Origin of the sequence: Leeuwenhoekiella sp. W20_SRS_FM14 (genome assembly GCF_052119605.1) — a bacterium.
Lineage (GTDB): Bacteria > Bacteroidota > Bacteroidia > Flavobacteriales > Flavobacteriaceae > Leeuwenhoekiella.
Window position 1 is genome coordinate 186204 of the sequence record NZ_JBGQOK010000001.1, and the last position, 25319, is coordinate 211522.

Consider the following 25319-nt stretch of genomic DNA (forward strand, 5'->3'; position numbering starts at 1 on the left):
TTAAGAAAATGTTATAAATAAAAAAAGAACCACATTTGTGGTTCTTTTTTTTTGTGGTTTAAAGTTCTGTAATGCTTAAGATTGAGCAGAATTTTCAGCCTTTTCAATTTTTATTGATAACTCATCTTTACCGTCTTCGATATCCATAAAGATATTATCTCCTTCAGCAATTTTTGCAGTAATGATTTCTTCTGCGAGAGCATCTTCAATATATTTCTGAATTGCTCTTTTTAGTGGTCTTGCACCATATTCTTTATCAAAACCTTTCTCACTGATAAAATCTTTTGCTTTCTCACTAAGTTGCAGATTGTAACCTAAAGATTGTATGCGATTGAATAATTTCTTCAATTCGATATCAATAATTTGGTGTATTTCTTTACGGTCTAAAGCATTAAAGACAATAACATCATCTACACGATTCAGGAATTCTGGTGCAAAAGCTTTTTTCAAGGCATTTTGAATAATTCCTTTAGCATTTTCATCTGCCTGATCTTTTCTGGCTGCGGTTCCAAAACCTACACCCTGGCCAAAATCTTTTATTTTACGTGCGCCAATATTTGATGTCATTATAATAACCGTATTCTTAAAGTCGATTTTACGACCCAAAGAATCTGTTAAATAACCATCATCTAATACTTGAAGCAGCATATTAAACACATCTGGATGGGCTTTTTCAATCTCATCAAGAAGTACTACTGCGTAAGGTTTTCTGCGTATTTTTTCGGTAAGCTGACCACCTTCTTCGTATCCTACATAACCTGGAGGTGCACCAATTAAGCGAGATACGGCAAATTTCTCCATATACTCACTCATATCTATACGTACTAATGCATCTTCATTGTCAAACAATTCAGTAGCTAGAATTTTCGCTAATTGAGTCTTACCAACACCGGTTTGACCTAAGAAAATAAAGGATCCAATAGGTTTGTTAGGATCTTTTAATCCTGCTCTATTGCGTTGTATAGCTTTAGCAACTTTAGCAACAGCCTCATCCTGACCTATAACTTTATTTTTAATAGATTTAGGCAATTCGGCAAGTTTATTACTCTCTGTTTTAGCAATTCTCGTAACTGGAATACCAGACATCATAGAAACCACATCAGCAACATTATCTTCGGTTACGGTCTCTTTATGCTGTTTAGAATCTTCTTCCCAGGCTAATTGAGCAGCTGCTAAATCTTTTTCAATATTTTTCTCATCATCACGCAACTTTGCAGCTTCCTCATATTTTTGTTTTTTAACTACAGAGTTTTTGCGTTCGCGTACTTCTTCCAGTTGACGTTCTAAGTCAATTATTTTCTTAGGTACGTCTATATTGATGATGTGTACTCTAGAGCCGGCTTCATCTAGAGCGTCTATTGCCTTATCGGGTAGGAAACGATCTGTCATATACCTGCTCGTTAAAGTAACACAGGCTTTAATGGCTTCAGGAGTATACACTACATTGTGATGATCTTCATATTTGTCTTTAATATTATTAAGAATCTCAATAGTTTCTTCCTCATTTGTTGGCTCTACAATAACTTTTTGAAAGCGTCTTTCTAGTGCACCATCTTTCTCGATATACTGTCTGTATTCATCAAGAGTAGTTGCTCCTATGCATTGCAGTTCGCCACGTGCTAAGGCCGGTTTAAACATATTGCTTGCATCAAGTGAGCCTGTTGCACCACCTGCGCCTACAATTGTATGTATTTCGTCAATAAAAAGAATAATATCAGTATTCTTTTCAAGCTCGTTCATTACCGCCTTCATACGCTCTTCAAACTGACCTCTGTATTTTGTGCCCGCAACTAAGCTGGCAAGGTCAAGTGTTACTACGCGTTTGTCAAAAAGTATACGAGACACTTTGCGCTTAACAATACGCAGTGCAAGACCTTCTGCAATTGCAGATTTACCTACACCCGGTTCGCCTATAAGCAATGGGTTGTTTTTTTTACGTCTACTCAAAATTTGAGAAACACGTTCAATTTCTTTCTCGCGGCCTACCACAGGATCTAGCTTGTTTTCTTCAGCCATTGCAGTTAAGTCGCGCCCAAAATTATCTAAAACAGGGGTTTTAGATTTTTTGTTGGTTTTATTTCCGGGAGCATTAAAAGGATTTTCTTTAGAAGATTCTGAAGCAGTATCATCATCGCTAAAAGATTCGCTTTTAATTGGCTCTATATAATCGTCATCGCTGGTCATCATAAGTTTAAATTGATCTTTTACATTATCATAATCTACTTTGAGTTTGTTAAGCAACTTGGTTGTAGGATCATTCTCATTGCGTAAAACACAAAGTAAAAGATGCGCTGTGTTAATAGAAGAACTTTGAAAAAGTTTAGCTTCTAAAAAAGTTGTTTTTAATGCGCGCTCTGCTTGTCGCGTAAGATGTAGATTTTGCTTCTCGCTGCTGCCCAGTCCTGTACTTGGGTTTGCCGGGCTTAATATTTCAACTTTACGCCTTAAATGGCTCAGGTCAACATCTAATGCCTGAAGAATTTCTATAGCTTTTCCGCTTCCGTCACGTAGTAACCCCAGCATAAGATGCTCGGTTCCAATAAAGTCGTGACCTAGTCGTAAAGCTTCTTCCTTGCTGTACGCTATTACATCCTTAACTCGTGGTGAAAAATTATCATCCATAAACACTCCTATCTTTTTCTAAGTTTTTAAATAACAATTCAAAAACCGTTCCGTTGATATCACTTTAAGTAAATTGACAAAATTACTTTTAAAGAGACAATGGAAGTTAAGCATACTTATTAAAAAGGGAAACATATTTTTGTTAATAAAAACCAATATAGAGCAGTGGGCTAAATACTGATAACACAGGAGAAAAACGTATATTGCCCCTTACTGTTTAAACCAAAAATTTAAAGATAAATACATATGGCTGAAGGAGAGAAGTTAATTCCTATCAACATTGAAGATGAGATGAAATCAGCCTACATTGACTATTCAATGTCGGTCATCGTGTCACGTGCACTTCCAGATGTACGAGACGGTTTAAAACCTGTACACAGACGCGTTTTATTTGGTATGCACGAGTTAGGTGTTAGATCTAACACTGCACATAAAAAATCTGCTAGAATAGTAGGTGAGGTTCTTGGTAAATATCACCCGCATGGGGATACATCTGTTTATGATACTATGGTGCGTATGGCTCAGGAATGGTCATTGCGTTATATGCTTGTAGATGGTCAGGGTAACTTTGGTTCTGTAGATGGCGACAGCCCTGCAGCAATGCGATATACAGAGGCACGTATGCGCAAAATCTCTGAAGAGATGCTAGCAGACATAGATAAAGATACTGTAGATCATCAGCTTAACTTTGATGATACGTTAAAAGAGCCAAAAGTATTACCTACCCGAATCCCGGGTCTTTTAGTTAATGGGGCGTCTGGTATTGCTGTGGGTATGGCGACAAACATGCCACCGCACAACTTAACCGAAGTTATTAACGGGATTTCGGCATATATCGAAAATAACGATATCGAAATAGATGAATTAATTACTCATGTTACAGCCCCAGACTTTCCTACTGGAGGTATAATTTACGGTTATGAGGGTGTGCGTGAGGCTTTTAAGACAGGTCGTGGGCGTGTTGTTTTAAGAGCAAAAGCTGTAATTGAAGAAGTTAAAGGTCGCGAGTGTATTATCGTTACAGAAATACCATATCAGGTTAATAAAGCCGATATGATTAAGAAAACCGCAGATCTTGTTAATGAGAAGAAGATAGACGGTATCGCTTCAATACGCGATGAATCTAACCGTAATGGTATGCGTATTGTTTACGTATTAAAACGTGATGCAATACCTAATATCGTTCTCAATACGTTATATAAGTATACCGCTTTACAGTCCTCTTTTAGTGTTAATAATATTGCCTTAGTTAATGGAAGACCAGAAATGTTGAATCTAAAGGATATGATTCATCATTTTGTTGAGCATCGTCATGAAGTTGTAGTACGTCGTACTCAGTTTTTATTAAATAAGGCTGAAGAACGTGCACATATTTTAGAAGGGCTTATAATAGCATCAGACAATATAGATGAGGTTATAGCAATAATACGTGCAAGTAGTAATGCTGAAGAAGCACGTACCAAATTGATGGAGCGCTTTGAGCTTTCAGAAATTCAGGCTAGAGCTATAGTAGAGATGCGTTTGCGTCAATTAACGGGTCTGGAGCAAGACAAGTTAAGAGATGAGTATGCAGATATAATTAAGACTATTGAAGATCTTAAGGGTATTCTTGCAAGCAAGGATCGCAGAATGGAAATCATTAAAGAAGAGTTACTCGAGATCAAAGGTAAGTATGGTGATGAGCGTCGCACTACAATAGATTTTGCGGGTGGTGATGTTAGTATAACCGATTTAATTCCTGATGAGAAGGTTGTATTAACCATTTCTCATGCGGGTTACATTAAACGTACTTCATTATTAGAATATAAAACTCAGAATAGAGGTGGAGTAGGTCAAAAAGGTTCTACAACACGTAATGAAGATTTCTTAGAACATTTATTTGTGGGTACAAACCACCAGTATTTAATTTTCTTTACTCAAAAAGGTAAATGCTATTGGATGCGTGTGTTTGAAATTCCTGAAGGAAGTAAAACTTCTAAAGGCCGCGCCATTCAAAACCTTATAAATATTGAGCCAGATGATAAGGTTATGACCTTTATATGTACAAATGATCTTAAAGATGAAGAGTACATCAACAGTCATTATGTCATAATGGTGACTAAAAAAGGGCAGGTTAAAAAAACATCGCTAGAACAATATTCACGACCACGTACTAATGGTATTAATGCAATTACCATTAAGGATGATGATGAATTACTTTCTGCTAAACTTACCACAGGAGATAGCCAGGTTGTGCTGGCAATCAAATCGGGTAAGGCAATTCGTTTTGAAGAAGAGAAGACCAGACCTATGGGAAGAAACGCTTCTGGAGTGCGTGGCATAACTCTTGCAGATGATAATGATGAAGTAATAGGAATGGTAGCTGTTAATGATGCAGAGTCTAATATACTCGTAGTATCAGAAAACGGTTATGGTAAACGATCTCTAGTTGAAGATTACCGCGTTACAAATCGTGGTGGTAAAGGGGTTAAAACAATTTCTATTACAGAAAAGACTGGTAACCTGGTAGCTATTAATAACGTAACAGACGAAGATGATTTAATGATCATTAATAAATCTGGAATTGCGATTAGAATGGCTGTTTCAGAATTACGCGTAATGGGTAGAGCTACTCAAGGTGTACGTTTAATTAATTTAAAAAATGGGGATACCATTGCAGCAGTTACTAAAGTTAAGAAAGATGAAGATGCAATTGACGATGATGATTTAGAAGATCGTGATGAAACTTTAGAAACGTCTGCAACTACAGATGAACATATAAATAATGAAAAACCTTCTTCTGACGAAGAAGAATAACCAAAGTTGAATATTAAATTAATAAAATAATGAAAACGAAATCTTTATTATTAGCGGCACTATCATTTACCGCTTTAACTTTTGCGCAGAAGAAAGAGATAAAATCTGCGGAAAAAACAGTTGATGCCGGTAGTTATGTGCAGGCACAAACTGAAATAAGTGGTCTTGAAAGTATGATGGGCCAGATGGATGAAAAAGAAAAAGAATATTATTACTTCATAAAAGGTAGAGCTTATTTAGGAGCAGACGATAATAAAAAAGCAGACGATCTTTTAAAAGCAATGGAAGCTTTTACAAAAGTTAGCGAGTTTAATGGAGGTAGCAAATACGGTCAGGAAGCTATACAGTTTAAGCAACAAGCGATGAACGCAGTTATTTCTTCAGCTGTAGATGATCAAAATGCTGAAAAATATGATGCGGCTGCAACTAAATTATATACACTTTATACATTAAGCCCAAAAGATACATCATACCTATATTTTGCTGCATCAAATGCTGTTAATGGTCAAAATTATGACACAGCTTTAGATTATTACACGCAGCTAAAAGATTTAGGATATACTGGTATTGAAACTAAGTTTACAGCAAAAAATAAAGAAAACGGTCAGGTAGAGAGTTTTAACTCAAAGCAACAACGTGATCTTTTTGTGAAATCAGGTTCTCATGAAGATCCAAAAACAGAAGTTACCGAATCTCGCGCCGGCGAAATAGCAAAAAATATCGCTTTAATCTATGTTCAGGAGGGTGAAAATGAAAAGGCAATTTCTGCTATTGATGATGCACTTGCTGAAAACCCAGACGATGATGCACTTCTACGTTCTGCGGCAGATGTTTACCTAAAAATGGATATGACAGCTGAATATGAAGCAGCTATGAATAAGGTTATTGCCAAAGATCCTAATAATCCTGGTCTTTATTTTAACCTTGGAGTAGGAGCATCTAAAGCTGGAAATGATGATAAAGCAATGAGTTATTACACAAAAGCTTTAGAAATAGATCCTAACTATAGTGCAGCTAACTTAAATATTGCCGCATTAATGCTAGGTAAGGATAAGGAAATCATTGAGCAAATGAATACTTTAGGAAACAGTAAGGCAGATAATGCTAAATACAGTGAGCTAAAGAAAAAGCGTTTAGCTTTATATAGCGATGCCGTTCCTTATTTAGAAAAAGCCATCGCTGGTGAAGAAGTAAATATTGAAGCAGTACGTACATTGTATAATATACATGTTCAATTAGGTAATACTGCCGAAGCTGATAAATATAAAGCTCAATTAGATAAATTAGAAACTAAGTAATTCTTTTTTTCCAATTAAATAATTAAAAGCCCGATCTATGATCGGGCTTTTTTTATATCATATTTTATATAGTTTCATTCTTAGAGTGTTCTTTTAGGCTATTAGAAAGCGCGAAAAGACGTTGTAATTTAGTAATGTCTTAATCTGAAAAAATAGTTACTGGCGATTTTTTAATTGCTAAAATTTTAAACCGAGGCGAAAATAACAGTGCTGAATAGAGCCATTTAAACTTTTATTCAATATTGTTTTATGTTAGATACGTTCAGAAACAAAAAAGGTTCGGGTTTTTAACCCGAACCTTTAAATTTTTAATTTTGATGAATGTTATTCAGTTCTACTGTATTTATCCATATAACGTTTGTATAGCTTAGTTTGATGACTTTCTAAACTTATAGATCTACCTGAAATCATAGCTCTTGTTATTGAGTTTCCTTGCATTTCAAGAGCATTTCCTTTACTTACAAATAATGTAGCATCTTTTCCTACCTCTAAAGTTCCTAATTGGTCAGAAACTCCAAGAATTGTAGCCGGATTTTTTGTGATAAGTTGTAATGCATCTTCAAAGCTTAAACCGTGAGCCGTAGTTTGACCGGCATAAAATGGAATGTTACGGGATTGCCAGTACTCTCCACTATTCCCTAAAGCTACAGTTACCTTAGCATCTATAAGATCTTTTACCATTTTAAAAGAGATATTGTAATCATCATCTTCTGCATCTGGTAAACTGTGTACTCTGGCCAGAATTACAGGAACATTGGCTTTAGCGATTTGATCTGCAACTTTGTAACCTCTGTAAGCTCCTACAAGTACAAGTTTTTCAATCTTCAAGTCTTTTTTAAACTTTAACACATCAAGAATTTCTTTATCCGAATCTACATGAATGTATAAGTTCTGTGTGCCATTAATTATTCCCTGCATTGCTGCATAGGGTAGATTTTTGATAGAGGAATCGCCAGAAGTGAATGCACGGGATTGCGCAATAAAGTCTTCAATCTCTAAAATATCAGATTTGTAATCTTTATTAGGGCTGTATCCGGGATCTTCACCTTCCCACCAGCGGCCTCTCTTATAACTGTTTGGCCAATTTAAATGTATACCATCACCGCGTTTTACCACAGCATCTTCCCAGTTCCAGGCATCTAATTGTACTACAGATGATTGTCCAGAAATCGTACCACCCTGCGGAACCGCCTGTGCAATAAGAACCCCATTTGGTCTCATACTTTCTACAACTTTAGATTCTGCATTATAGGCAACAATAGCTTCAATATGCGGGTTATATTCTCCTATTTCGTCCTGATCTTCAGTAGCTCTCACAGCTTCAATTTCAACCAGACCTAATGTAGTGTCAGGGGCAATAAAGCCTGGGTAGACGTGTTGACCCTCTATGTTTATGATTTCCCCGCGTAATGGCATCTTAGTAGTTAAGGCGTCGTAAACACCTGTAATCTTTCCGTCTTTAATAAAAATTAGGCTTTTTTCTATAACCGTACCATTACCAATATGTGCTGTGCCGCCGGTTAAGGTTATTTCTCCTGTTTGTTTTTGAGCTGGAGTTTGCTGAGCTTGCACTGTAAAAGTCGCAAGAAGCAGCACTATAAATAGTTTATTTAGCGTCTTCATAATTATTCAAGTGTTTCTAAAGTGTCACAATCTAATCGCTGCTTTTCTTCTTTCTTAGCGGGTTGTGTTTTTAGCCCTTTATTTTTAGCAGTTAGCATTAGTGTTGTAAGCTTATTTTTTTCAGTTTTAACAGTCTCACGTAGCTGTTTGTCTTTTTCGATATCAAAATAAACCGCGCCTTCAATCAAGGTTTTTTCTGCAACTGCGCTTACAGACATTGGGTAAGTTGACCATAAAACTAAATCTGCATCTTTACCTTCTTTTATACTACCAGTTCGATTGTCTATATGAAGCATTTTAGCCGGATTAAGTGTTACAAACTTCCAGGCTTCCTCTTCTGGGACACCCCCATATTTCATTGTTTTTGCAGCTTCTTGATTTAATCTGCGGCTCATTTCGGCATCATCACTGTTAATACCGGTTAATACACCGGCGCTCCACATAATTGCAGCATTATACGGGATGGCATCATTAACTTCATATTTATAAGCCCACCAGTCACTAAATGTAGAACCGGCAACACCGTGCTCTGCCATTTTATCTGCTACCTTATATCCTTCAAGAATGTGTGTAAATGTGTTTATTCTAAAGTCAAAATCTTCAGCTACTTTCATAAGCATATTAATCTCGCTTTGAACATAGGAGTGAGAAGATATAAATCGCTCACTATTTAAAATATCAACAAGAGTTTCCATCTCATAATCTTTGCGATAAGGTTTACCACTTTTCTTTTTTACCTCGTACTCACGTGCGCGCTGAAAGTAATCTGTAAACATCTGCTGAACGCCCATTCGCGTTTGAGGAAAACGACTAAAACTTCCCCAGTTTGATTGTTTTACATTTTCACCTAAAGCAAATTTGATAAACTTAATATCGTCAAGAACCATCTCGTCTATGCTAGAACCCCATTTAAGTTTCATAACAGCAGACTGCCCGCCTATAGGGTTTGCCGATCCGTGAAGTAATTGTATGGTAGTAACACCACCTGCAAGATCACGGTAGATATCTATATCGTCAGGATTTACAGCATCCCTCATACGCACCTCGGCAGATGAGTTTTGACCAGATTCATTGATATCAAAAGCAGCGATATGCGAGTGCTCATCTATGATTCCGCTTGTTAAATGTTTGCCGGTTGCATCTACTACCTGTGCACCACTAGCACTTAAGCCTTTGCCAACAGCAGCGATTTTACCATTTTTAACCAGAACATCTGTTTCTTTAAGTATTCCTGCTTCTTCATTAGTCCAAACCGTCGCATTTTTAAACAATATTGTTTGTGCTTTTGGTTTTTCAGTATACCCATAAGCAATGTTGGGGTAGGTCATGGGCATTACTTCAACCGCATCTTCCTCTTTGTCTGCATCTTCTTTATCTTTAGCCTCAGTGTCTTCTCCTTCGGATGCTTCCTTTTTAATAGCAGTGAAACCAGTTTCTTTTCCGTTAGGTAAAATCGCATTACCACTCCAGCTTGTTTGAGGGTTAATCTGTGTAATTAGACGGGTATATTCTTTTACTTCGGAATTTTCTCCTGTAAACATTACGTTTAACCAACCGTCTGTGTAAGCAATCTTAGAACCTAATTTAGTATCGCCACTTTTAACAACTACTGAAGGTTTTTCTGTAGACTTTGAAATGGTCATCTCATAAGATTTGCCATTTACATTCACTGTGTAGTTACCATCAATGTCGATAATACTCGCATCTTTAATAACGTTCTGAGCGCCCTGTACCCAGTTTTCGTAAATAATTGTTTTCTCATCAAAAACAGGTCCTGAAGTAATTAAAAGGTTTGCCCAGGCTCCTGTAGTTAAAGTGCCCAGTTCATTACTTTTGCCTAATAATTTTGCAGGTACTGTGGTTAATGCCTGTAATGCAGTTTCTTCTTTCAGGCCATATTTAAATGCTTTACGAAGCATAGGCATTAATTTATCTGGAGACTTTAAGTCTGTAGTTGTAATGGCAAAGGTCAACCCATTATCCTGAAGTTTAGCAAGATTAGTAGGTGCCTGATTCCATTCTAGCATTTGACTTAAGCTTACATAATCTGCCTGAAAAGGATCTTCAACATCATAGGCCTCAGGGAAATTAACAGGAATTATGTACGAAGCGCCAGTGGCTTTAATCTCATCAATACGCTTGTACTCATCGCCGCCTCCTACAATAATAAATGGTATGTTAACCTCTTTAGAAAGTTTAGCGATACGTAAATCATCATAAAGATTGTCACCATAGAAAATCTGAGGTAAATCCATATTCTTATTTAATGCTTCAAGTGCTAAGTCGCGGGTAGGCACATTACCCCCTTTATACCATTTTGCATCTTCAAACAATTGTCTTATAAGAGCAGTTGCTCCCATAATTGAACTTGGGTACGACTGAGGAGAAAGGTTGCTTTTGCTAAACGAGAAAAATTGTGCAGAACGAGTTTCTATTAAACGTTCTGAAGCATCACCGTCTTTATTTAAAGCTACCAGAATACCATTACCACGAGCAATAGCATCTGCCTTGTGTGTGTTTACAACTCCAAAACCGGCTTCAATTAAATCTTTTGCAGCTTTAGAATCGTATTTAAAATCATTGAGTGCATTTGTTTCTGCACGCACGTGATCGTTCCAGTAGTAGCCATTGCGGGTAGGTTCATATTGGGGACTGCGGCCATTGCGTTCTCGTGAGGGAGTTTCAACCCCAAAAGAGGAATACATTTCTATAAAAGAAGGATAGACATGTTTACCCATCAAATCTATTACAACAGCATTTTTAGGCGCATTTACAGATTTGCCTACCGATACAATCTTACCATCCTTAATAAGTAAATTTCCATTAGCTACAGTTTCTCCCGGAGTAGGGTGTAGCGTAGCGTTTTTAAATAGTGTGTAGTTTGTGTTAGTGGTTTTAACACCATCATTTACCGGAAAATACTCTTGTGCAGAGAGAAAGCAGCAAAGGAGTAAAAAGCATCCGGAGAAGAATAGCTTTTTTTTCATTTTAACAAATTGTTTAGAGTTTCTTAAAGATACTTTTTGCACAGTTTGTTAAGCCTTTTTTGTAATTAATTAGGAATAATTTAACGTTTTTAAGGCAATGACGATTTATTCTCAAAATAATTGACAAGGAGCGCAACTACATAGCTGTAGCTTTGCATACCAGATGGTTGATTATTAACCTTTAGGTAATTACCGTAAAAAACCTCTAAGATGGGTTCTATAGGATTTTCATAAGCTTCCCAGAAAGCTTGTGACTCTCTATAATTTGCAATGATTCCGGGAGCCATTTGTGTACTTAAAACCTCTCCTACATTTGGATTTCGATTAAAAACTTCGCCTAAACAATATCTCAGTGCAAAAATATAACCTGAATATTTAAAATATGGATCAGGATTATTTGTAGTGGCCATAACCGCGATGAAATTAGCTTCGTTTTCTTTAGCAAAACCCAGTTGGTGTGCTTCTTCATGACAACTTACCAATGGCCAGCGATGTGCCGGCATCAACCCGTTTATTTGTGCTTCCTGAGTTATGGGATTTAAATATCCTCCAAAGCCCATGTAGGTGAGTGGTAATCTAAAAAGAGAATTTTTAATACTTATAGGGTGATAATCGAGTTGAGGAAAATTGTCTTCGACAATCGCATACCCGTCTGGAGTTTTTTTAAAAACTTCAGACAATGCAAAATCGAATACCACCGGTAAACTATCTGCCGGTTGCAGTTGCTTGTGAAGTGCATTAGACTCTTTGATAAGTCGTTGAGTTAGGCTGATTAACGCTTCGGTTGTGTAGTCTTTTTCTATTGATAATGATTCATGTAGTGGAAGTCTGTAATAGTTGAGACCCCATAATAGATGAAAACTGAAATAAATGATATTGGCAACTAATAGTCCTTCGGTAATAAATTTTAAGCCATTTCTAAATCGGTTTTTAAAAAGTTTATAGACCGAAATTAATAGGTAAATAATTACAACGGCGTAAAGCACGTCACCAAATGAAAATGGAATCCAACCTAAAGCATACCTAAATATTCTAGAGCTGTATGGGTAAATACCATTACTATAATAGGTTTCTATAAACTGCGGAAACTGCGCGATAAATTTTAAAGCTGCTATCTGTAGAAGGAGCAAAGCCGTGTAGATGAGCAGTTTTTTAAATTTCATAAATTAAGCAATTAGTAGGCTTGCGATTCTGAAGCGACTTCTTCGTTAGTAATACTCAGATGTTTTGGTAATTTATTGTCTTTAGGCAAAACCGCCAGATAACGATCAAAATTAGAGGTGTAAACTAATTTGAAATTCGGTTTTATCTTTAGGTCTAGTTTTGCGATAATTTCATTTATAAACTCCTGATGGTGTATGAGATCATTGCTTCCCAGATGAAAAATACCAAAACGCTTTCTGTTTATGATATAGTGTATCTGTTGTGAAAGCTTCTTATCTGTATTTGTATTCATTATTAAATGCGGAAATACTTCAACTTGCTCTTGTAGTAAAATTGCGTTCTTGATTTCCCTTACTCGCGGCGAATTCATACCAAATACCATAGGGAGTCTTATAATTGCATACTGCTCTTCCGGTAGGTAGTTTAAAAAAAAGTTCTCGCAGCGTATTTTGAGCTTCCCAAACTTGCTTTCAGATAAAGTTTTATCAAGTTCATAACTTGGGTAATTTGTAAATGCATCAAAAACGTTTGCCGAAGATAAGTAAATAACAAATATACCGGTACGTTTAGCATAATCACACAGATCTTCATGTGCTTCTACCTGACCATCAAAATCACCGCGTATTGCAGAGATAACGATATTAGGTCTCACATGATTAAGAACCTCGTAAATACTATCCTGTACTACATCAAAATGAATAAAGTGCTTGTTATCTGAATAGATTTTACCGGTATGGTAGGTACCATAGGTATCGTAATACCTATGTAATTCTTTATACAAGGCACCACCAAGAAACCCACTGGCTCCTAAAATGAGTATTCTATGTGTATTTTGATTTGGGATAACTTATGGTTTTAGCCCTTATAAAAAGGAAGTTTTACAACCTTAGCCTTAATGTTTTTATTGCGCACTTTTATAAAAAGTTCAGTATCTGGCTTGCTGTATTCTGTTTTGACGTAACCCAGACCAATTCCTTTCGAAAGTGAAGGAGACATTGTTCCTGAGGTAACACTACCTATAACAACGTCGTTAGCATCTACAATCTCATAATCGTGACGCGGAATACCACGTTCTAGCAACTCAAAACCTACCAATTTACGTGCGGCACCGGCTTCTTTTTCAGCCTTTAAAGCTTCAGAATTTATAAAGTCTTTAGAAAACTTTGTAATCCACCCCAGGCCGGCTTCAATAGGAGATGTAGTGTCGTTAATATCATTACCATACAAACAGTATCCCATTTCAAGACGTAACGTGTCGCGGGCAGCAAGACCTATAGGTTTAATACCAAAATCCTTTCCGGCTTCAAAAACTTTAGCCCACAGTTGTTCTGCAAACTCATTGTGGCAGTAAATTTCAAAACCACCACTGCCTGTATATCCTGTTGCGCTAATAATCACGTGGTCTATTCCTGCAAAAGGAGCAACTTCAAAATTGTAAAATTTAATAGCAGAAAGATCTGTATCAGTAAGAGATTGCATGGCCTCAATCGCTTTAGGCCCTTGTATAGCTAGAAGTGAAAAGTTATCTGATATGTTCTTAAGCTCAACGCCCAGATCATTGTGACGGCTAATCCATTCCCAGTCTTTGTCTATGTTAGAAGCGTTTACAACAAGCAGATATTCATGTTCTCTGATGCGATACACAATCAAATCATCTACAATACCGCCTTCGTGGTTAGGAAGACAGTTGTATTGAGCACCACCTATATGAATTTTTGAAATGTCGTTACTACATACCTTTTGTAATAAATCTAAAGCTCTATCGCCTATGGCTAGAAACTCACCCATATGCGATACATCAAAAACACCTACACCGTTGCGCACGGTCTCGTGTTCTATATTGATTCCTTCATAAGAAACAGGCATATTATAGCCTGCAAAAGGAACCATTTTAGCTCCAAGACTTTCGTGTATTTTAGTAAGTGCAGTAGATTTCATCTGTAAATTTTAAGAACACAAATGTATCAAAACTACAGAGAAAAGTACACGGTCTATTTCAACAAAAACGCCTTGAACTGATCGTAATTTTTAATTGCGATAGCTTGTTTTTCTTTGTGCATAACACTCTCAATTTGAGGTGGAATTGCAACCTCTGCGTCAATTACCGGATTGACAACCGGTAAAAATTTAACAGGATGTGCGGTTTCTAAGAATATTCCGTAAGCTTGAGGATGGTTTTTTAAATAGTCTTTAAGTCCTAAATACCCCACCGCTCCATGCGGGTCTGCTATATAGCCGGTTTCTTTATAAATGCGCTGCATCGCTTCTTTAGTCTGCTCATCTGTGTACGAGAAAGACGATAACTTTTGCGAAAGCGCTTCAAGATCGTTATTGAATAACTTTTGAATACGTATAAAGTTTGAAGGGTCTCCTACATCCATGGCATTACTAATTGTAGCTACCGAAGGTTTAGGTTTATAAACTCCCGTTTTTAAAAACTCAGGAACAATATCATTACGATTTACAGCGGCAACAAAATGCTTAACCGGCATCCCTAATTTATGAGCAACCATACCGGCGCAAATATTTCCGAAGTTTCCGCTAGGTACAGAGAAAACCAATTCTTTTCCTTTGGATTTAGCTTGTTTGTAAGCAAACAAGAAGTAAAATAACTGCGGAATCCAGCGTGCAATATTAATTGAGTTAGCAGAAGTTAATTTACGTTTAGATGTGATTTCTTCATCTAAAAAGGCAGTTTTAACCATTGCCTGGCAGTCGTCAAAAACACCATCAACTTCTAGAGCCGTAATATTTGCTCCCAGAGTTGTAAGTTGTTTTTCTTGTATGTCACTTACTTTTCCGGTAGGGTAAAGTATGACCACATCGACCCCTTCAACATTTAAAAAACCACGTGCAACAGCACCTCCTGTATCACCACTTGTAGCGACTAAAACTGTTACCGGTTCTTGCGTTTTTTTTTGTGCAGAAAAGTAGCCAAGACAACGTGCCATAAAACGAGCACCTACATCTTTAAATGCCATGGTAGGACCGTGAAATAATTCTAGCGTTCCTATGTTTTCTTCAATCTCCACAACCGGGAAATCAAATGAAAGTACATCTTCAATGATGTCTTTTAAAGCTTCATCGGGAATAACACCTTCCACAAATTGCTTGATTGCTTCAAAGGCAATCTCGTTGTTAGAAAGGGTTTCTATATTCTCAAAAAAAGAGGAGGGAAGTGGTTTAATTTCCTGCGGAAAATACAAACCTTTGTCGGGTGCAATACCGCGCACAACAGCTTCTTCTAATCCTACTTCGGGGGCCTTTCCGTTTAAACTGTAATAGATCATTTTCTAAGGTATTCTAGGTTGTTATTTTGGTTAAAATATTTTTTTTCCTACAGCTAGGAAATATTCCAAGTAGCGTTTTTAACCGTATTATTTTTGTTCTAAAATGCGATTGCCGTGTCTCGAAATGGGTGAGATATAACTATCTCCTTTCATCTTTTTAAGGTCTAAAGCTTTTTTTAATGCAATTTCAACTGAACCAGCGTTTTGAGCACCTTTACATAAGGTAAACATTGAAGGTCCAGAACCGCTTATTCCGAAGGCTAATCCGCCATTTTCTATGGCCGTTTGCTTATAAAAGTCAAAATCAGGAATCAGGTTTTTTCGGTAAGGTTCTACTAAAACATCCTGAGTACTTGATGCGATTAAGTAATAATCGCTCGTATAAAGGCCAGCGATTAATCCGGCTAAATTACCCGTCTGTTTAATGGCATTTTGAAGTGTTACCTGCTCTGGTAAAATAGCTCGAGCTTCTTTGGTTTTAATCGTAATCTGTGGGTGAATTACCGTCACATAAAGTTCTTCAGGAACGGGTAACGAAACGATTTTTAAAGGTGAATATCCCGTGATTAATGTGAAGCCTCCATACAAACATGGAGCAACATTATCTGCGTGCTCATTGCCACTTGCAACCGCTTCACCTTTCATCCCAAAAGCCGTAAGTTCTAAATTTGATAACGGTTTTTCTAAAAACTGATTGATACCAAAAACAATTCCTGCAGCACTTGCGGCACTGCTTCCAACACCACTTCCTAAACGTATTTTTTTATGAATTTCTATCTCAAAACCATAGTCTAAATTCAATGAATTTACCATCGCTAAACCCGCAACTCCCACTACATTTTCTTTTGCTTCATAAGGTAAATCTGCACCCGTAATCTGTGTGATTTTAATTCCCTTTTCTGCGACTTTGCGTATGACCATTTCATCGCCAAGACCGTCAAGGGCAAAACCCAAAACATCAAAACCGCAGTTTACATTGGCTACCGTTGCCGGTGAAAAAACACGTATTTCGTTCATTGTAAATTCTAGGTTGAATAATCAAAATTCTTAAAGCAGCATTTAAAATCTGCTGCTTTAAGAATTCGATTTTGTAATTCTATTTTTTAGTTTAGATTTTAAAACGTAGCCGTTCTAATTATGTCTGCAAATAGACCTGATGCTGTTACATCACCACCGGCTCCTGCACCTTTAATTTGCATAGGTTGCTCTGGGTAGCGTTCTGTAAAGAATAATACAATATTGTCTGAGCCTTTAAGATCATAAAAAGGATGCCCTTCGGGTACACTTTGTAGTCCTACACTTGCTTTGCCATTATCTAATTGAGCAACGTATTTTAAACGGTGGTTTTTAGCTTCAGCATCTGCAACTAGTTTCTCAAAATGCGCGGCGTCTTCTTTTAAGGTTTCAAAGAAATGCGGAACGTCACTGCTTTCAAGGTTGTTTTTAGTCAAAAACGGATCATTGTCTATATCTTCTAAATTGATTTTAAGTCCGCTCTCACGCGCTAGAATTAAGATCTTACGTGCTACATCGACTCCGCTTAAATCAATACGAGGATCGGGTTCTGTATAGCCTTCTGCTTTAGCGGCTTGCACCACATCGTAAAAGCTGTCTCCAGATTTAAAATTGTTAAAAACAAAATTTAAACTTCCCGATAATACTGCCTGAATACGCTTAACACGGTCTCCAGAAGCGATTAGGTTGTTTAGGGTATCAATAATTGGTAATCCTGCACCCACATTGGTTTCAAATAAAAGAGGTGCATTGTAAGTTTTGCTTAAATGTTTCAGTTCGCTATATTTTGCGAAGTCTGAAGAACAGGCAATTTTATTACACGCAACAACGGCAATACTTTGCTTAAGATACTTACCATACATCGCTGCAACATCTGCATTTGCAGTAATATCTACAAAAATACTGTTGCGCTGATTCAATTCAACGACTGCCTGATGAAAGGTATCTAAAGTTACGGGCTGACCTTCTTCTAAAAGTGCTTTCCAGTTTGTAAGATCAATACCATTTTCATCAATAAGCATTTTCCGGGAATTACTTAAACCCAGCACACGCATATTAATGTTAAGCTGTTTTTTTAAATACTCCTGTTGCTGTTCAATTTGCTTGAGCAAGCGCTCCCCTACATTTCCAACACCGGTGATAAATAAGTTTAATTGTTTGCGTTGAGCTTCAAAGAAACGTTCGTGTAAGCTGTTTAAAGCCTTCTTAACATCTTTCTGTGCAATAACGGCAGAGATGTTCTTTTCACTCGCGCCCTGTGCGATAGCCCGTATATTGACGTTGTTTTTACCTAGTGTGCTAAACATTTTACCACTTATACCTTGATGACTTTTCATCTGATCGCCTACAAGGGCGATGATGCTAAGTCCTATTTCCATAGTAAGTGGGTCTATTTTGTTTAGTGAAATTTCATATTCAAATTCTTCATCAATAGCAATTTTTGCACGGCCTGCATCTTCTTCCATAACACCTAAGCAAATACTATGTTCGCTAGATGCCTGTGTAATTAGAATAATGTTGATGCCTTGATTGCTCAACGTTTCAAAAAGGCGTTTACTTATTCCAGGAATACCTACCATACCGCCGCCTTCTAAAGTGAGAAGTGCGATATTATTGATGTTGCTAAGTCCTTTAATAGGATTTTCGCTTATACCTTCCTGATTTTGTATGAGTGTACCTGCATCTTCAGGATGTAGTGTATTCTTTATACGAATAGGAATATTTTTACTCATCACAGGAACAATTGTAGGCGGGTAGAGCACTTTAGCGCCAAAATGCGAAAGCTCCATCGCCTCGTGATACGAGATCGTATCTATAGGTTTTGCCTGTTTCACAAGTTTAGGGTTTGCAGTGTACATACCGCTAACATCTGTGTAAATTTCTACTTGATCAACGTCAAGAGCGGCAGCTACAATTGCCGCTGTAAAGTCTGATCCGCCGCGGCCTAATGTAGTTGTTTCTCCAGAAGCACAACTAGCAATAAAGCCAGGCAGTACTGTAATTTTTTGTTTCGCTTTAGCAAAATAATACTCTAGTTGACTGTTAGTGACCTTGTAGTTTACAGCAGCTTTGGTATGCTTATCGTTTGTGGTAATTAAATCTCTACTGTCTTTACGTACAGCGTCAAGACCTTGTGCGTACATTGCTCTGGTAATGATCGTAGATGATAAAATCTCACCAAAGGCAAGTAATTTATCTATGGTTTTAGGAGACAGTTCATTAATTAAATAAATCCCCTGAAGCAGTGATTTTAGATCATTTAGTAACCCCTGAATTTCATCAACAGCTTCCTGATCATTTTTAACTAATGCAGAAATAAACTCTAAATGCTTAGTTTCTATTTCAGCATAAATAGCTGAATATTCTTCCTTTTTACTGGCTTGTGACCCACATTGCATCAGAAGATCTGTGACACCACCTAATGCAGAAACTACAACGGCAATATTTTGATCCTGAGCGCCTTTAGAGACGATGTTGATTACTTGATTTATGTTTGCAACACTTCCTACAGAAGTACCGCCAAATTTTAAAACACGCATGGCTTTTGTGTTTGAAATGATTTAAAAATGAGTTGTTTTCGTGTAAACACGAGCAGTGGCGAAGTTATATGTTTATACAATACCCCTAGGGGTAATAATGAAAGCAATTGTAAGACCCATAATGGTCGTACAAGAGGAAGTTATAATTGTATTAATTGCTTTCATAGCGTCAAACTGTTGTATTCAAAAGTATTATTTTTACCTAGAAGAGCAAGGCTGAAAGGGCATTTTTGAGGATTTATCAGCCATTAGATTTTAAAAAGCTTTTTTACTAATTATGCCTTTAAAATCACTAAATCCTTGCGAATTTTTTAATAGATATTAGAATCTCTTATGAAGATACTTAATAAAGATCAAATATACGAAGCAGATAAAGCAACAGAACAGGCAGAAAACATCCCGTCCTTTAATCTTATGGAACGTGCCGGTGGTTATGCGTTTCATTATTTGCACCAGCGCTTACAAAATCAACCTGTAGCAATTAAAATATTTTGTGGTACGGGTAATAACGGGGGTGATGGTCTTGTAATTGCACGTAATTTAATTGAGAATGGATATAATGTAACCACCTATGTTGTTAATTATAGTGAGAATCGATCAAAAGACTTTTTAGATGCATTAGATGCGCTAAAAAGCAAAACTAAAAACTGGCCACTTTTAATAAAGTCTGAAAATGACTTTCCGGAACTGGCTAAAGAGGATCTGATTATAGACTGTATTTTTGGTATAGGTATTAATAGACCGGCAGAAACCTGGGTTCAAAATTTGTTTAAAAAAATTAACGAGAGCCGTGCTTATATCTTAGCTATAGACGTTCCTTCTGGGATGGCTATTGATCGATTACTTGAAAATGAAGAAGTTGTACGACCTACGGTAGTGCTTACTTTTCAAACTCCTAAACTGGTATTTTTTCTTCCGCAAGGCGGAAAATATATAAACAGTTGGGAAGTTTTAGATATAGGTCTTGACCGTAACTATTTAAACTCGGTAGAAACCAAAGCGCAGCTCATTGGTAAGGCTGAAGCGCAACACATGTATAAACCCCGAGCAAAATTTAGTCATAAAGGCACCTATGGTCATAGTCTTTTGATTGCCGGAAGTTATGGTAAAATGGGAGCAGCAGTATTGTGTAGTAAGGCAGCTTTAAGTAGTGGTAGCGGTCTTGTAACAACTTATGTTACGAGACAGGGCTTACCTATTTTACAAGCAGCTGTACCCGAAGTTATGGTTGTAACAGACCGTCACAATGGTGATTATCTAGAAGAAATAAAGTTTGATCTGCAGCCAGATGTTATAGGCATAGGGCCCGGATTGGGAATGGCAAAATCAACCGTCTCTGCATTTAAAACTTTTTTAGAACAGAATAAAACACAGCTTGTTCTTGATGCTGATGCACTAAATATGCTTTCAGAACATAAAGAATTACTTGATTTATTACCTAAATATTCTGTATTAACTCCGCATCCCAAGGAGCTAGAACGTCTTATAGGTAGCTGGGATGATGATTTTGATAAACTTGCAAAAGCAGAAGCTTTTTCTGAAAAGTATAATTGCATTCTGGTATTAAAAGATGCTCATACGATTGTAGTCTTTGAGGGGAAATACTATGTAAACAATAGTGGTAACCCGGGTCTGGCAACCGGTGGGAGCGGTGATGTATTAACGGGTGTAATTACAGGGCTTATAGCTCAGAATTACGATCCGCTTACGGCAGCAATATTTGGCGTATACATACATGGCAGAGCTGCAGATATCGCTATAAATCATACGGGTTACGAAGGCCTGACTGCTGGTGTGATTATTGAGTTTTTAGGACAGGCCTATCTAGATTTGTTTTCAGAACCTGAGAAAAAGAAGAACTAGTTTTTTAAAGTAGAAGTTATAAAAAAACCTTCAGCGCTGTTTAAAAGCAGTTCTGAAGGTTTTTTATTGAATTTTATTCCAGGATTTTCTGCTACTTAGTAAACAGAAACCCAAGGCCCATACGGGAAAGCATTTTCTTTTCAAACTGATAGAAAAATTTATACTGACCAAAAATCCAGGCTACAGCTAAAAGCAATAGTTGGTAAAGCGGAAATATAAGTACGATACGCAATGGCCAATAGAGCCATCCCGAAGTAGAATCATAATCGAGTCCTATCAAATTCATTACTGGACTTGATATTCTCCCGGCAGTAGAACCGGTGATTGCAAACACAATAAAAACCGCAATAAATTGCCAGCGGTATTCTAAAATCCAGCGATTTTTAAGTTTTTTAAAACAAAACAAACTGATTTTAATAAAGAGATACGCAAGTAGGAGAGTAGCAATGCCTAAAAATAGAAGTTGAGTTACACTTCCAGATTCAAAATAATCATTAAATCGATATGCTATAAGCAATCCTGATCCTAATGCGAGCACTATTCCTATAAAGGGATAAATTAATTGCCAGTTTTGGGTGATTTCCCAGTTTTCCTTAAATTTTTTCACGGCGCAAATATAGTATTCCGTATTAAAAAAAACGGCAACTATTTAAATTCGAGTAGGCACGCTAAATCGCTGATTGTATTGCCTACTAAAAAAAACAAAATAGTTATAAAGTTTGTAATTAACTTCATAACCATAATCTACATTGTTGTCGTAATTAATTTGCTGTGGATATAGATTAGGATCAAATGTAAAAGGTTGGTTAACTCTTTGATTATACTCTGTCACCAAAAACCTGTTTTTGTTTTCTAAGTAATTTTGTGTGTAATAGCCTTCTGGTCGTGCAATAGAAACTAAAAAGGTATTGAACCCGGGTTCTATAATAAGGATCTCGTATTCCAAGCTATCATTGGCAATACGCACGGTATCATTAGCAGTAGTCGCAGTATTATTCCCTGTCAATTTTTTGTTGGTTTGAGTACTGGCACAACCGTAAATAAGACTCAGGGCGACAAAGAAGTAAATAAATGGTTTCATACTTTTTCTTTTAAAGCTACAAAACTCCTGCCAAATTTAATGCAAAATAAAAGCCGCTTAAAAAGCGGCTTACTAATTACTTAACCAATGAAAACTATTTTCCAAAAAGACCACCTAGCATTCCGCCAAGGCCACCTTTTTTATTAGATCCTAAAACCATACCGGCAACATCATCTAAAACGCTGCCATCACCGTCTGCATCTATTAAGCTTTCGATAAGACTTTGATTTCCTTTAGGCTGGCCTCCTAACATACTCCCTAATATTCCGGAAAGTGCGCTAGAATCATTTACATTATTTTGTTTGGTCTCTTTACCTATAACACCTAGAAGAATAGGAGCGGCTATTTTTAAAATTTGAGCTACGGTACCGGCATCAAGGCCAGATTTTTGACTTAGTGTATTTTCTACAACAGGTTGCTTACCTCCTAAAACGTGACTTAAAATACCTGCACCATCGCTTATAACATTTTGATCAACACTGCCACCACCTAAGAGACTTCCTAAATTATCTAAAATGCTGCCATCGTGTTTGTTACTTAAAGCGCCTAATAGACCAGATGCACCTTCCTTAGTTTGTGCGTTTTTTTTCATTGCACCTAGTAGTACGGGTAATGCCATGCTTAACACATCTGCAGTTTTGCTTTCTGAAGCGCCAGTTTGTGCACTTGCTCCACTAATAAGCTGTTTTCCTAAATCACTATTTAATAAGTCTAATAAACCTGCCATTTTAATTAATTATTACTGTTAGACTTTAAAGATAAGAAGTTTTTAAATGTTTTAACAATTTATTAAGGATTGTTACCCACAAAAAAAGCCGAAATCTCTTTCGGCTTTTGAATTTAGGATGTTTTTATCTATTTATTTTTTTAAAATAGCATCAATTTGTTCTGCAAGTTCAGTACCTATACGATCCTGAGCTTCATTTGTAGCAGCACCAATGTGCGGAGACAATGTGATTTTAGGATGCATAAGAATTCTGATTTCCGGCTTAGGTTCGCTTTCAAAAACATCTAATCCTGCAAATGCTAATTTACCAGAGTCTAAGGCATCTATTAATGCGATCTCGTCTACAACACCACCACGTGCAGCATTAATAAGTGCAGCACCATCTTTCATCATTTCTAATTCAGCTTTACCTATAACATACTCTTTTTGAGCTGGTACGTGTAAGGTAATAAAATCTGCTTCTTTAAGAACATCTTCTTTAGATTTGCTTTCAAACTTAAATGTAACCTCTTGCCCATCAAAAAAGTCAAGCTTCACTTCGGCTTTTTCCATATAAGGGTCAGAGTAAATAACTTTCATTCCTGCACCTAATGCAACTTTTGCGGTAGCCTGGCCAATACGACCAAAACCGATAACACCTAAAGTTTTTCCTCTTAATTCTACACCATTTGCGTATGCTTTTTTAAGATCACCAAATTTTGATTCTCCCTCTAAAGGCATATTGCGGTTAGCGTCATATAGGAAACGTACACCACCATATAAATGTGCAAAAACCAATTCTGCCACAGATGCAGATGAAGATGCCGGAGTGTTTATTACGCTTAGTCCTTTATCCTTTGCGTATTGAACATCAATATTATCCATACCTACACCGCCACGACCTATTAATTTAAGGCTAGGACAGGCATCTATAAGTTCTTTGCGCACTTTAGTCGCACTACGTACAAGTAGGGCGTCTATTTGATTTTCGTTGATATAGTTTTCTAATTGCTCTTGAGCAACTTTAGTGGTGATGATCTCAAAACCGGCAGCTTTTAGAGCGTCTACTCCAGATTGTGAAATGCCATCGTTTGCTAAAACTTTCATCTTTTATATTTGAATTTACCCGCTTTGCGAGTGTTAATAATAGGAGGTTAACCCCATTTTACAGTTTCCATTTGTTGTTGTACAACTGATTAATTTAAAGAGATTAGGCTTTACGCTCTAATTCACTCATAACATCAACCAGAGTTCCTACGCTCTGAAGTGACAATGCATTGTACATAGATGCACGGTAGCCACCTACACTGCGGTGACCATTTACCCCGCTAATACCAGCTTCTTTAAGCATCGTATCAAAAGTTTCCTTTAGATTATCTTCTGTAAGGTTAAATGTAGCATTCATAGTAGAGCGATCTTCTACGGCTGCAAAACCTGTAAACAGCGGATTTAAATCTATTTCAGAATAAATAAGAGTAGCTTTTTTATCGTTATTTTCTTCTGCACCTTTAATACCACCATTATTCTTTAACCATCTTAAGGTTAATAAAGAAGTGTAAACGGCAAATACAGGAGGTGTATTGTACATACTACCTTTAGAAATATGTTGTATATAATCTAACATCGCCGGTACCTGACGTGTTACTTTACCTAAAATATCTTCACGTACCACTACGAGCGTTGTACCTGCTGGCCCCATATTTTTCTGAGCTCCTGCATAAATAAGATCAAACTTGGTAAAATCTAATTGTCTAGAGAAAATATCACTACTCATATCTGCCACTAGCGGAATGTCTAAAGCAGGTATGTTTTTAAGTTGTGTCCCAAAAATGGTATTGTTTGTAGTAACGTGTAGGTAATCTAAACCTGAAGGAATTGAATAATCTTTAGGTATATAATTAAAATTTTTATCCTTAGAACTAGCTACTTCAACAACATCTCCAAAAATCTTTGCTTCTTTAATAGCCTTATCACTCCAGGTCCCTGTGTTTAAGTATCCTGCTTTATTTTCTAGTAAATTGTATGCTGCCATTACAAATTGCATACTTGCACCTCCCTGAAGAAATAGTGCTTTATAGCCTTTACCTTCAAGACCTAAAAGTTGCAGGGCAAGTTCACGAGCTTCTTCCATCACATCAACGAAGTCTTTACTACGATGAGAAATTTCTATAAGCGATAAACCTGAATTGTTGAAATTTAATACGGCGTCAGAGGCCTGTTTAAGCACTTCTTGAGGAAGAATACTTGGTCCGGCACTGAAATTATGTTTTTTCATGGATTGAATATTTGATCTGCTTAATCTTTATTTTTAGAAGTCGAAAAATTACGGATTTTA

The 25319-nt window shown here is 36.8% G+C and carries 17 protein-coding genes; 3 read left to right on the plus strand and 14 right to left on the minus strand.

Annotated elements, in window-relative coordinates:
• Positions 1-75: 75 nt before the first annotated feature.
• Positions 76-2622 (minus strand): ATP-dependent Clp protease ATP-binding subunit, encoded by a 2547-nt coding sequence (locus tag ACEN25_RS00805; RefSeq protein ID WP_441801201.1) that lies wholly within the window; start codon positions 2620-2622, stop codon positions 76-78.
• 246 nt (positions 2623-2868) lie between these two features.
• Between ACEN25_RS00805 and gyrA the strand changes: the two genes are divergently transcribed.
• Both gyrA and ACEN25_RS00815 read left to right on the plus strand, forming a co-directional pair.
• Entirely contained in the window at positions 2869-5418 is a 2550-nt protein-coding gene (gene gyrA, locus ACEN25_RS00810; protein ID WP_441801202.1) for a DNA gyrase subunit A, read from the plus strand.
• A gap of 29 nt (positions 5419-5447) precedes the next feature.
• Entirely contained in the window at positions 5448-6716 is a 1269-nt protein-coding gene (locus ACEN25_RS00815; RefSeq protein WP_441801203.1) for a tetratricopeptide repeat protein, read from the plus strand.
• A 324-nt stretch (positions 6717-7040) separates the two neighbouring features.
• On the opposite strand, the gene ACEN25_RS00820 is transcribed toward ACEN25_RS00815, so the two are convergent.
• From ACEN25_RS00820 to thrA, 8 genes are all read right to left on the minus strand, one after another.
• Complete coding sequence (locus ACEN25_RS00820) at positions 7041-8339, minus strand: amidohydrolase family protein (RefSeq protein ID WP_441801204.1); 1299 nt, start codon at positions 8337-8339, stop codon at positions 7041-7043.
• 2 nt (positions 8340-8341) lie between these two features.
• A complete protein-coding gene (locus ACEN25_RS00825) occupies positions 8342-11326 on the minus strand; it encodes an amidohydrolase family protein (RefSeq protein WP_441801205.1) in 2985 nt (994 codons plus the stop codon).
• An 89-nt stretch (positions 11327-11415) separates the two neighbouring features.
• Positions 11416-12489, minus strand: a complete 1074-nt coding sequence (locus ACEN25_RS00830) for a DUF3810 domain-containing protein (RefSeq protein ID WP_441801206.1) — start codon at positions 12487-12489, stop codon at positions 11416-11418.
• Between the two features lie 11 nt (positions 12490-12500).
• A complete protein-coding gene (locus tag ACEN25_RS00835; protein ID WP_051621267.1) occupies positions 12501-13310 on the minus strand; it encodes a sugar nucleotide-binding protein in 810 nt (269 codons plus the stop codon).
• Between the two features lie 35 nt (positions 13311-13345).
• The gene (gene gcvT, locus ACEN25_RS00840; protein ID WP_441801207.1) at positions 13346-14428 is read right to left on the minus strand and encodes a glycine cleavage system aminomethyltransferase GcvT; all 1083 of its coding nucleotides are present in this window, start codon (positions 14426-14428) and stop codon (positions 13346-13348) included.
• A 53-nt stretch (positions 14429-14481) separates the two neighbouring features.
• Positions 14482-15780, minus strand: coding sequence for a threonine synthase (gene thrC, locus ACEN25_RS00845; RefSeq protein ID WP_441801208.1), 1299 nt, complete (start codon positions 15778-15780; stop codon positions 14482-14484).
• Positions 15781-15867: 87 nt separating this feature from the next.
• Complete coding sequence (locus ACEN25_RS00850; RefSeq protein ID WP_441801209.1) at positions 15868-16797, minus strand: homoserine kinase; 930 nt, start codon at positions 16795-16797, stop codon at positions 15868-15870.
• Between the two features lie 98 nt (positions 16798-16895).
• Complete coding sequence (thrA, locus tag ACEN25_RS00855) at positions 16896-19334, minus strand: bifunctional aspartate kinase/homoserine dehydrogenase I (RefSeq protein ID WP_441801210.1); 2439 nt, start codon at positions 19332-19334, stop codon at positions 16896-16898.
• A gap of 333 nt (positions 19335-19667) precedes the next feature.
• Between thrA and ACEN25_RS00860 the strand changes: the two genes are divergently transcribed.
• Entirely contained in the window at positions 19668-21197 is a 1530-nt protein-coding gene (locus ACEN25_RS00860; RefSeq protein WP_441801211.1) for an NAD(P)H-hydrate dehydratase, read from the plus strand.
• 91 nt (positions 21198-21288) lie between these two features.
• On the opposite strand, the gene ACEN25_RS00865 is transcribed toward ACEN25_RS00860, so the two are convergent.
• The 5 genes from ACEN25_RS00865 to serC form a co-directional block, all read right to left on the minus strand.
• The gene (locus ACEN25_RS00865; RefSeq protein WP_441801212.1) at positions 21289-21804 is read right to left on the minus strand and encodes a DUF6787 family protein; all 516 of its coding nucleotides are present in this window, start codon (positions 21802-21804) and stop codon (positions 21289-21291) included.
• 42 nt (positions 21805-21846) lie between these two features.
• Positions 21847-22278, minus strand: a complete 432-nt coding sequence (locus ACEN25_RS00870) for a DUF6146 family protein (RefSeq protein ID WP_441801213.1) — start codon at positions 22276-22278, stop codon at positions 21847-21849.
• 94 nt (positions 22279-22372) lie between these two features.
• On the minus strand, positions 22373-23005 hold the full coding sequence (locus tag ACEN25_RS00875) for a DUF937 domain-containing protein (protein WP_441801214.1): 633 nt from the start codon (positions 23003-23005) through the stop codon (positions 22373-22375).
• Between the two features lie 132 nt (positions 23006-23137).
• Positions 23138-24091, minus strand: a complete 954-nt coding sequence (locus tag ACEN25_RS00880) for a D-2-hydroxyacid dehydrogenase (protein WP_028375776.1) — start codon at positions 24089-24091, stop codon at positions 23138-23140.
• Positions 24092-24194: 103 nt separating this feature from the next.
• Positions 24195-25259 carry a 3-phosphoserine/phosphohydroxythreonine transaminase gene (serC, locus tag ACEN25_RS00885; RefSeq protein ID WP_441801215.1) on the minus strand — a complete coding sequence of 355 codons (1065 nt, stop codon included), beginning with the start codon at positions 25257-25259 and terminating at the stop codon, positions 24195-24197.
• Positions 25260-25319: the final 60 nt, after the last annotated feature.

What these genes read in the sequence shown, in the direction of transcription:
- ACEN25_RS00805 (WP_441801201.1), bottom strand. Translation starts at nt 2,622, where the DNA reads ATGGATGATAATTTTTCACCACGAGTTAAGGATGTAATAGCGTACAGC.
- gyrA (WP_441801202.1), top strand. Translation starts at nt 2,869, where the DNA reads ATGGCTGAAGGAGAGAAGTTAATTCCTATCAACATTGAAGATGAGATG.
- ACEN25_RS00815 (WP_441801203.1), top strand. Translation starts at nt 5,448, where the DNA reads ATGAAAACGAAATCTTTATTATTAGCGGCACTATCATTTACCGCTTTA.
- ACEN25_RS00820 (WP_441801204.1), bottom strand. Translation starts at nt 8,339, where the DNA reads ATGAAGACGCTAAATAAACTATTTATAGTGCTGCTTCTTGCGACTTTT.
- ACEN25_RS00825 (WP_441801205.1), bottom strand. Translation starts at nt 11,326, where the DNA reads ATGAAAAAAAAGCTATTCTTCTCCGGATGCTTTTTACTCCTTTGCTGC.
- ACEN25_RS00830 (WP_441801206.1), bottom strand. Translation starts at nt 12,489, where the DNA reads ATGAAATTTAAAAAACTGCTCATCTACACGGCTTTGCTCCTTCTACAG.
- gcvT (WP_441801207.1), bottom strand. Translation starts at nt 14,428, where the DNA reads ATGAAATCTACTGCACTTACTAAAATACACGAAAGTCTTGGAGCTAAA.
- thrC (WP_441801208.1), bottom strand. Translation starts at nt 15,780, where the DNA reads ATGATCTATTACAGTTTAAACGGAAAGGCCCCCGAAGTAGGATTAGAA.
- ACEN25_RS00850 (WP_441801209.1), bottom strand. Translation starts at nt 16,797, where the DNA reads ATGAACGAAATACGTGTTTTTTCACCGGCAACGGTAGCCAATGTAAAC.
- thrA (WP_441801210.1), bottom strand. Translation starts at nt 19,334, where the DNA reads ATGCGTGTTTTAAAATTTGGCGGTACTTCTGTAGGAAGTGTTGCAAAC.
- ACEN25_RS00860 (WP_441801211.1), top strand. Translation starts at nt 19,668, where the DNA reads ATGAAGATACTTAATAAAGATCAAATATACGAAGCAGATAAAGCAACA.
- ACEN25_RS00870 (WP_441801213.1), bottom strand. Translation starts at nt 22,278, where the DNA reads ATGAAACCATTTATTTACTTCTTTGTCGCCCTGAGTCTTATTTACGGT.
- ACEN25_RS00875 (WP_441801214.1), bottom strand. Translation starts at nt 23,005, where the DNA reads ATGGCAGGTTTATTAGACTTATTAAATAGTGATTTAGGAAAACAGCTT.
- ACEN25_RS00880 (WP_028375776.1), bottom strand. Translation starts at nt 24,091, where the DNA reads ATGAAAGTTTTAGCAAACGATGGCATTTCACAATCTGGAGTAGACGCT.
- serC (WP_441801215.1), bottom strand. Translation starts at nt 25,259, where the DNA reads ATGAAAAAACATAATTTCAGTGCCGGACCAAGTATTCTTCCTCAAGAA.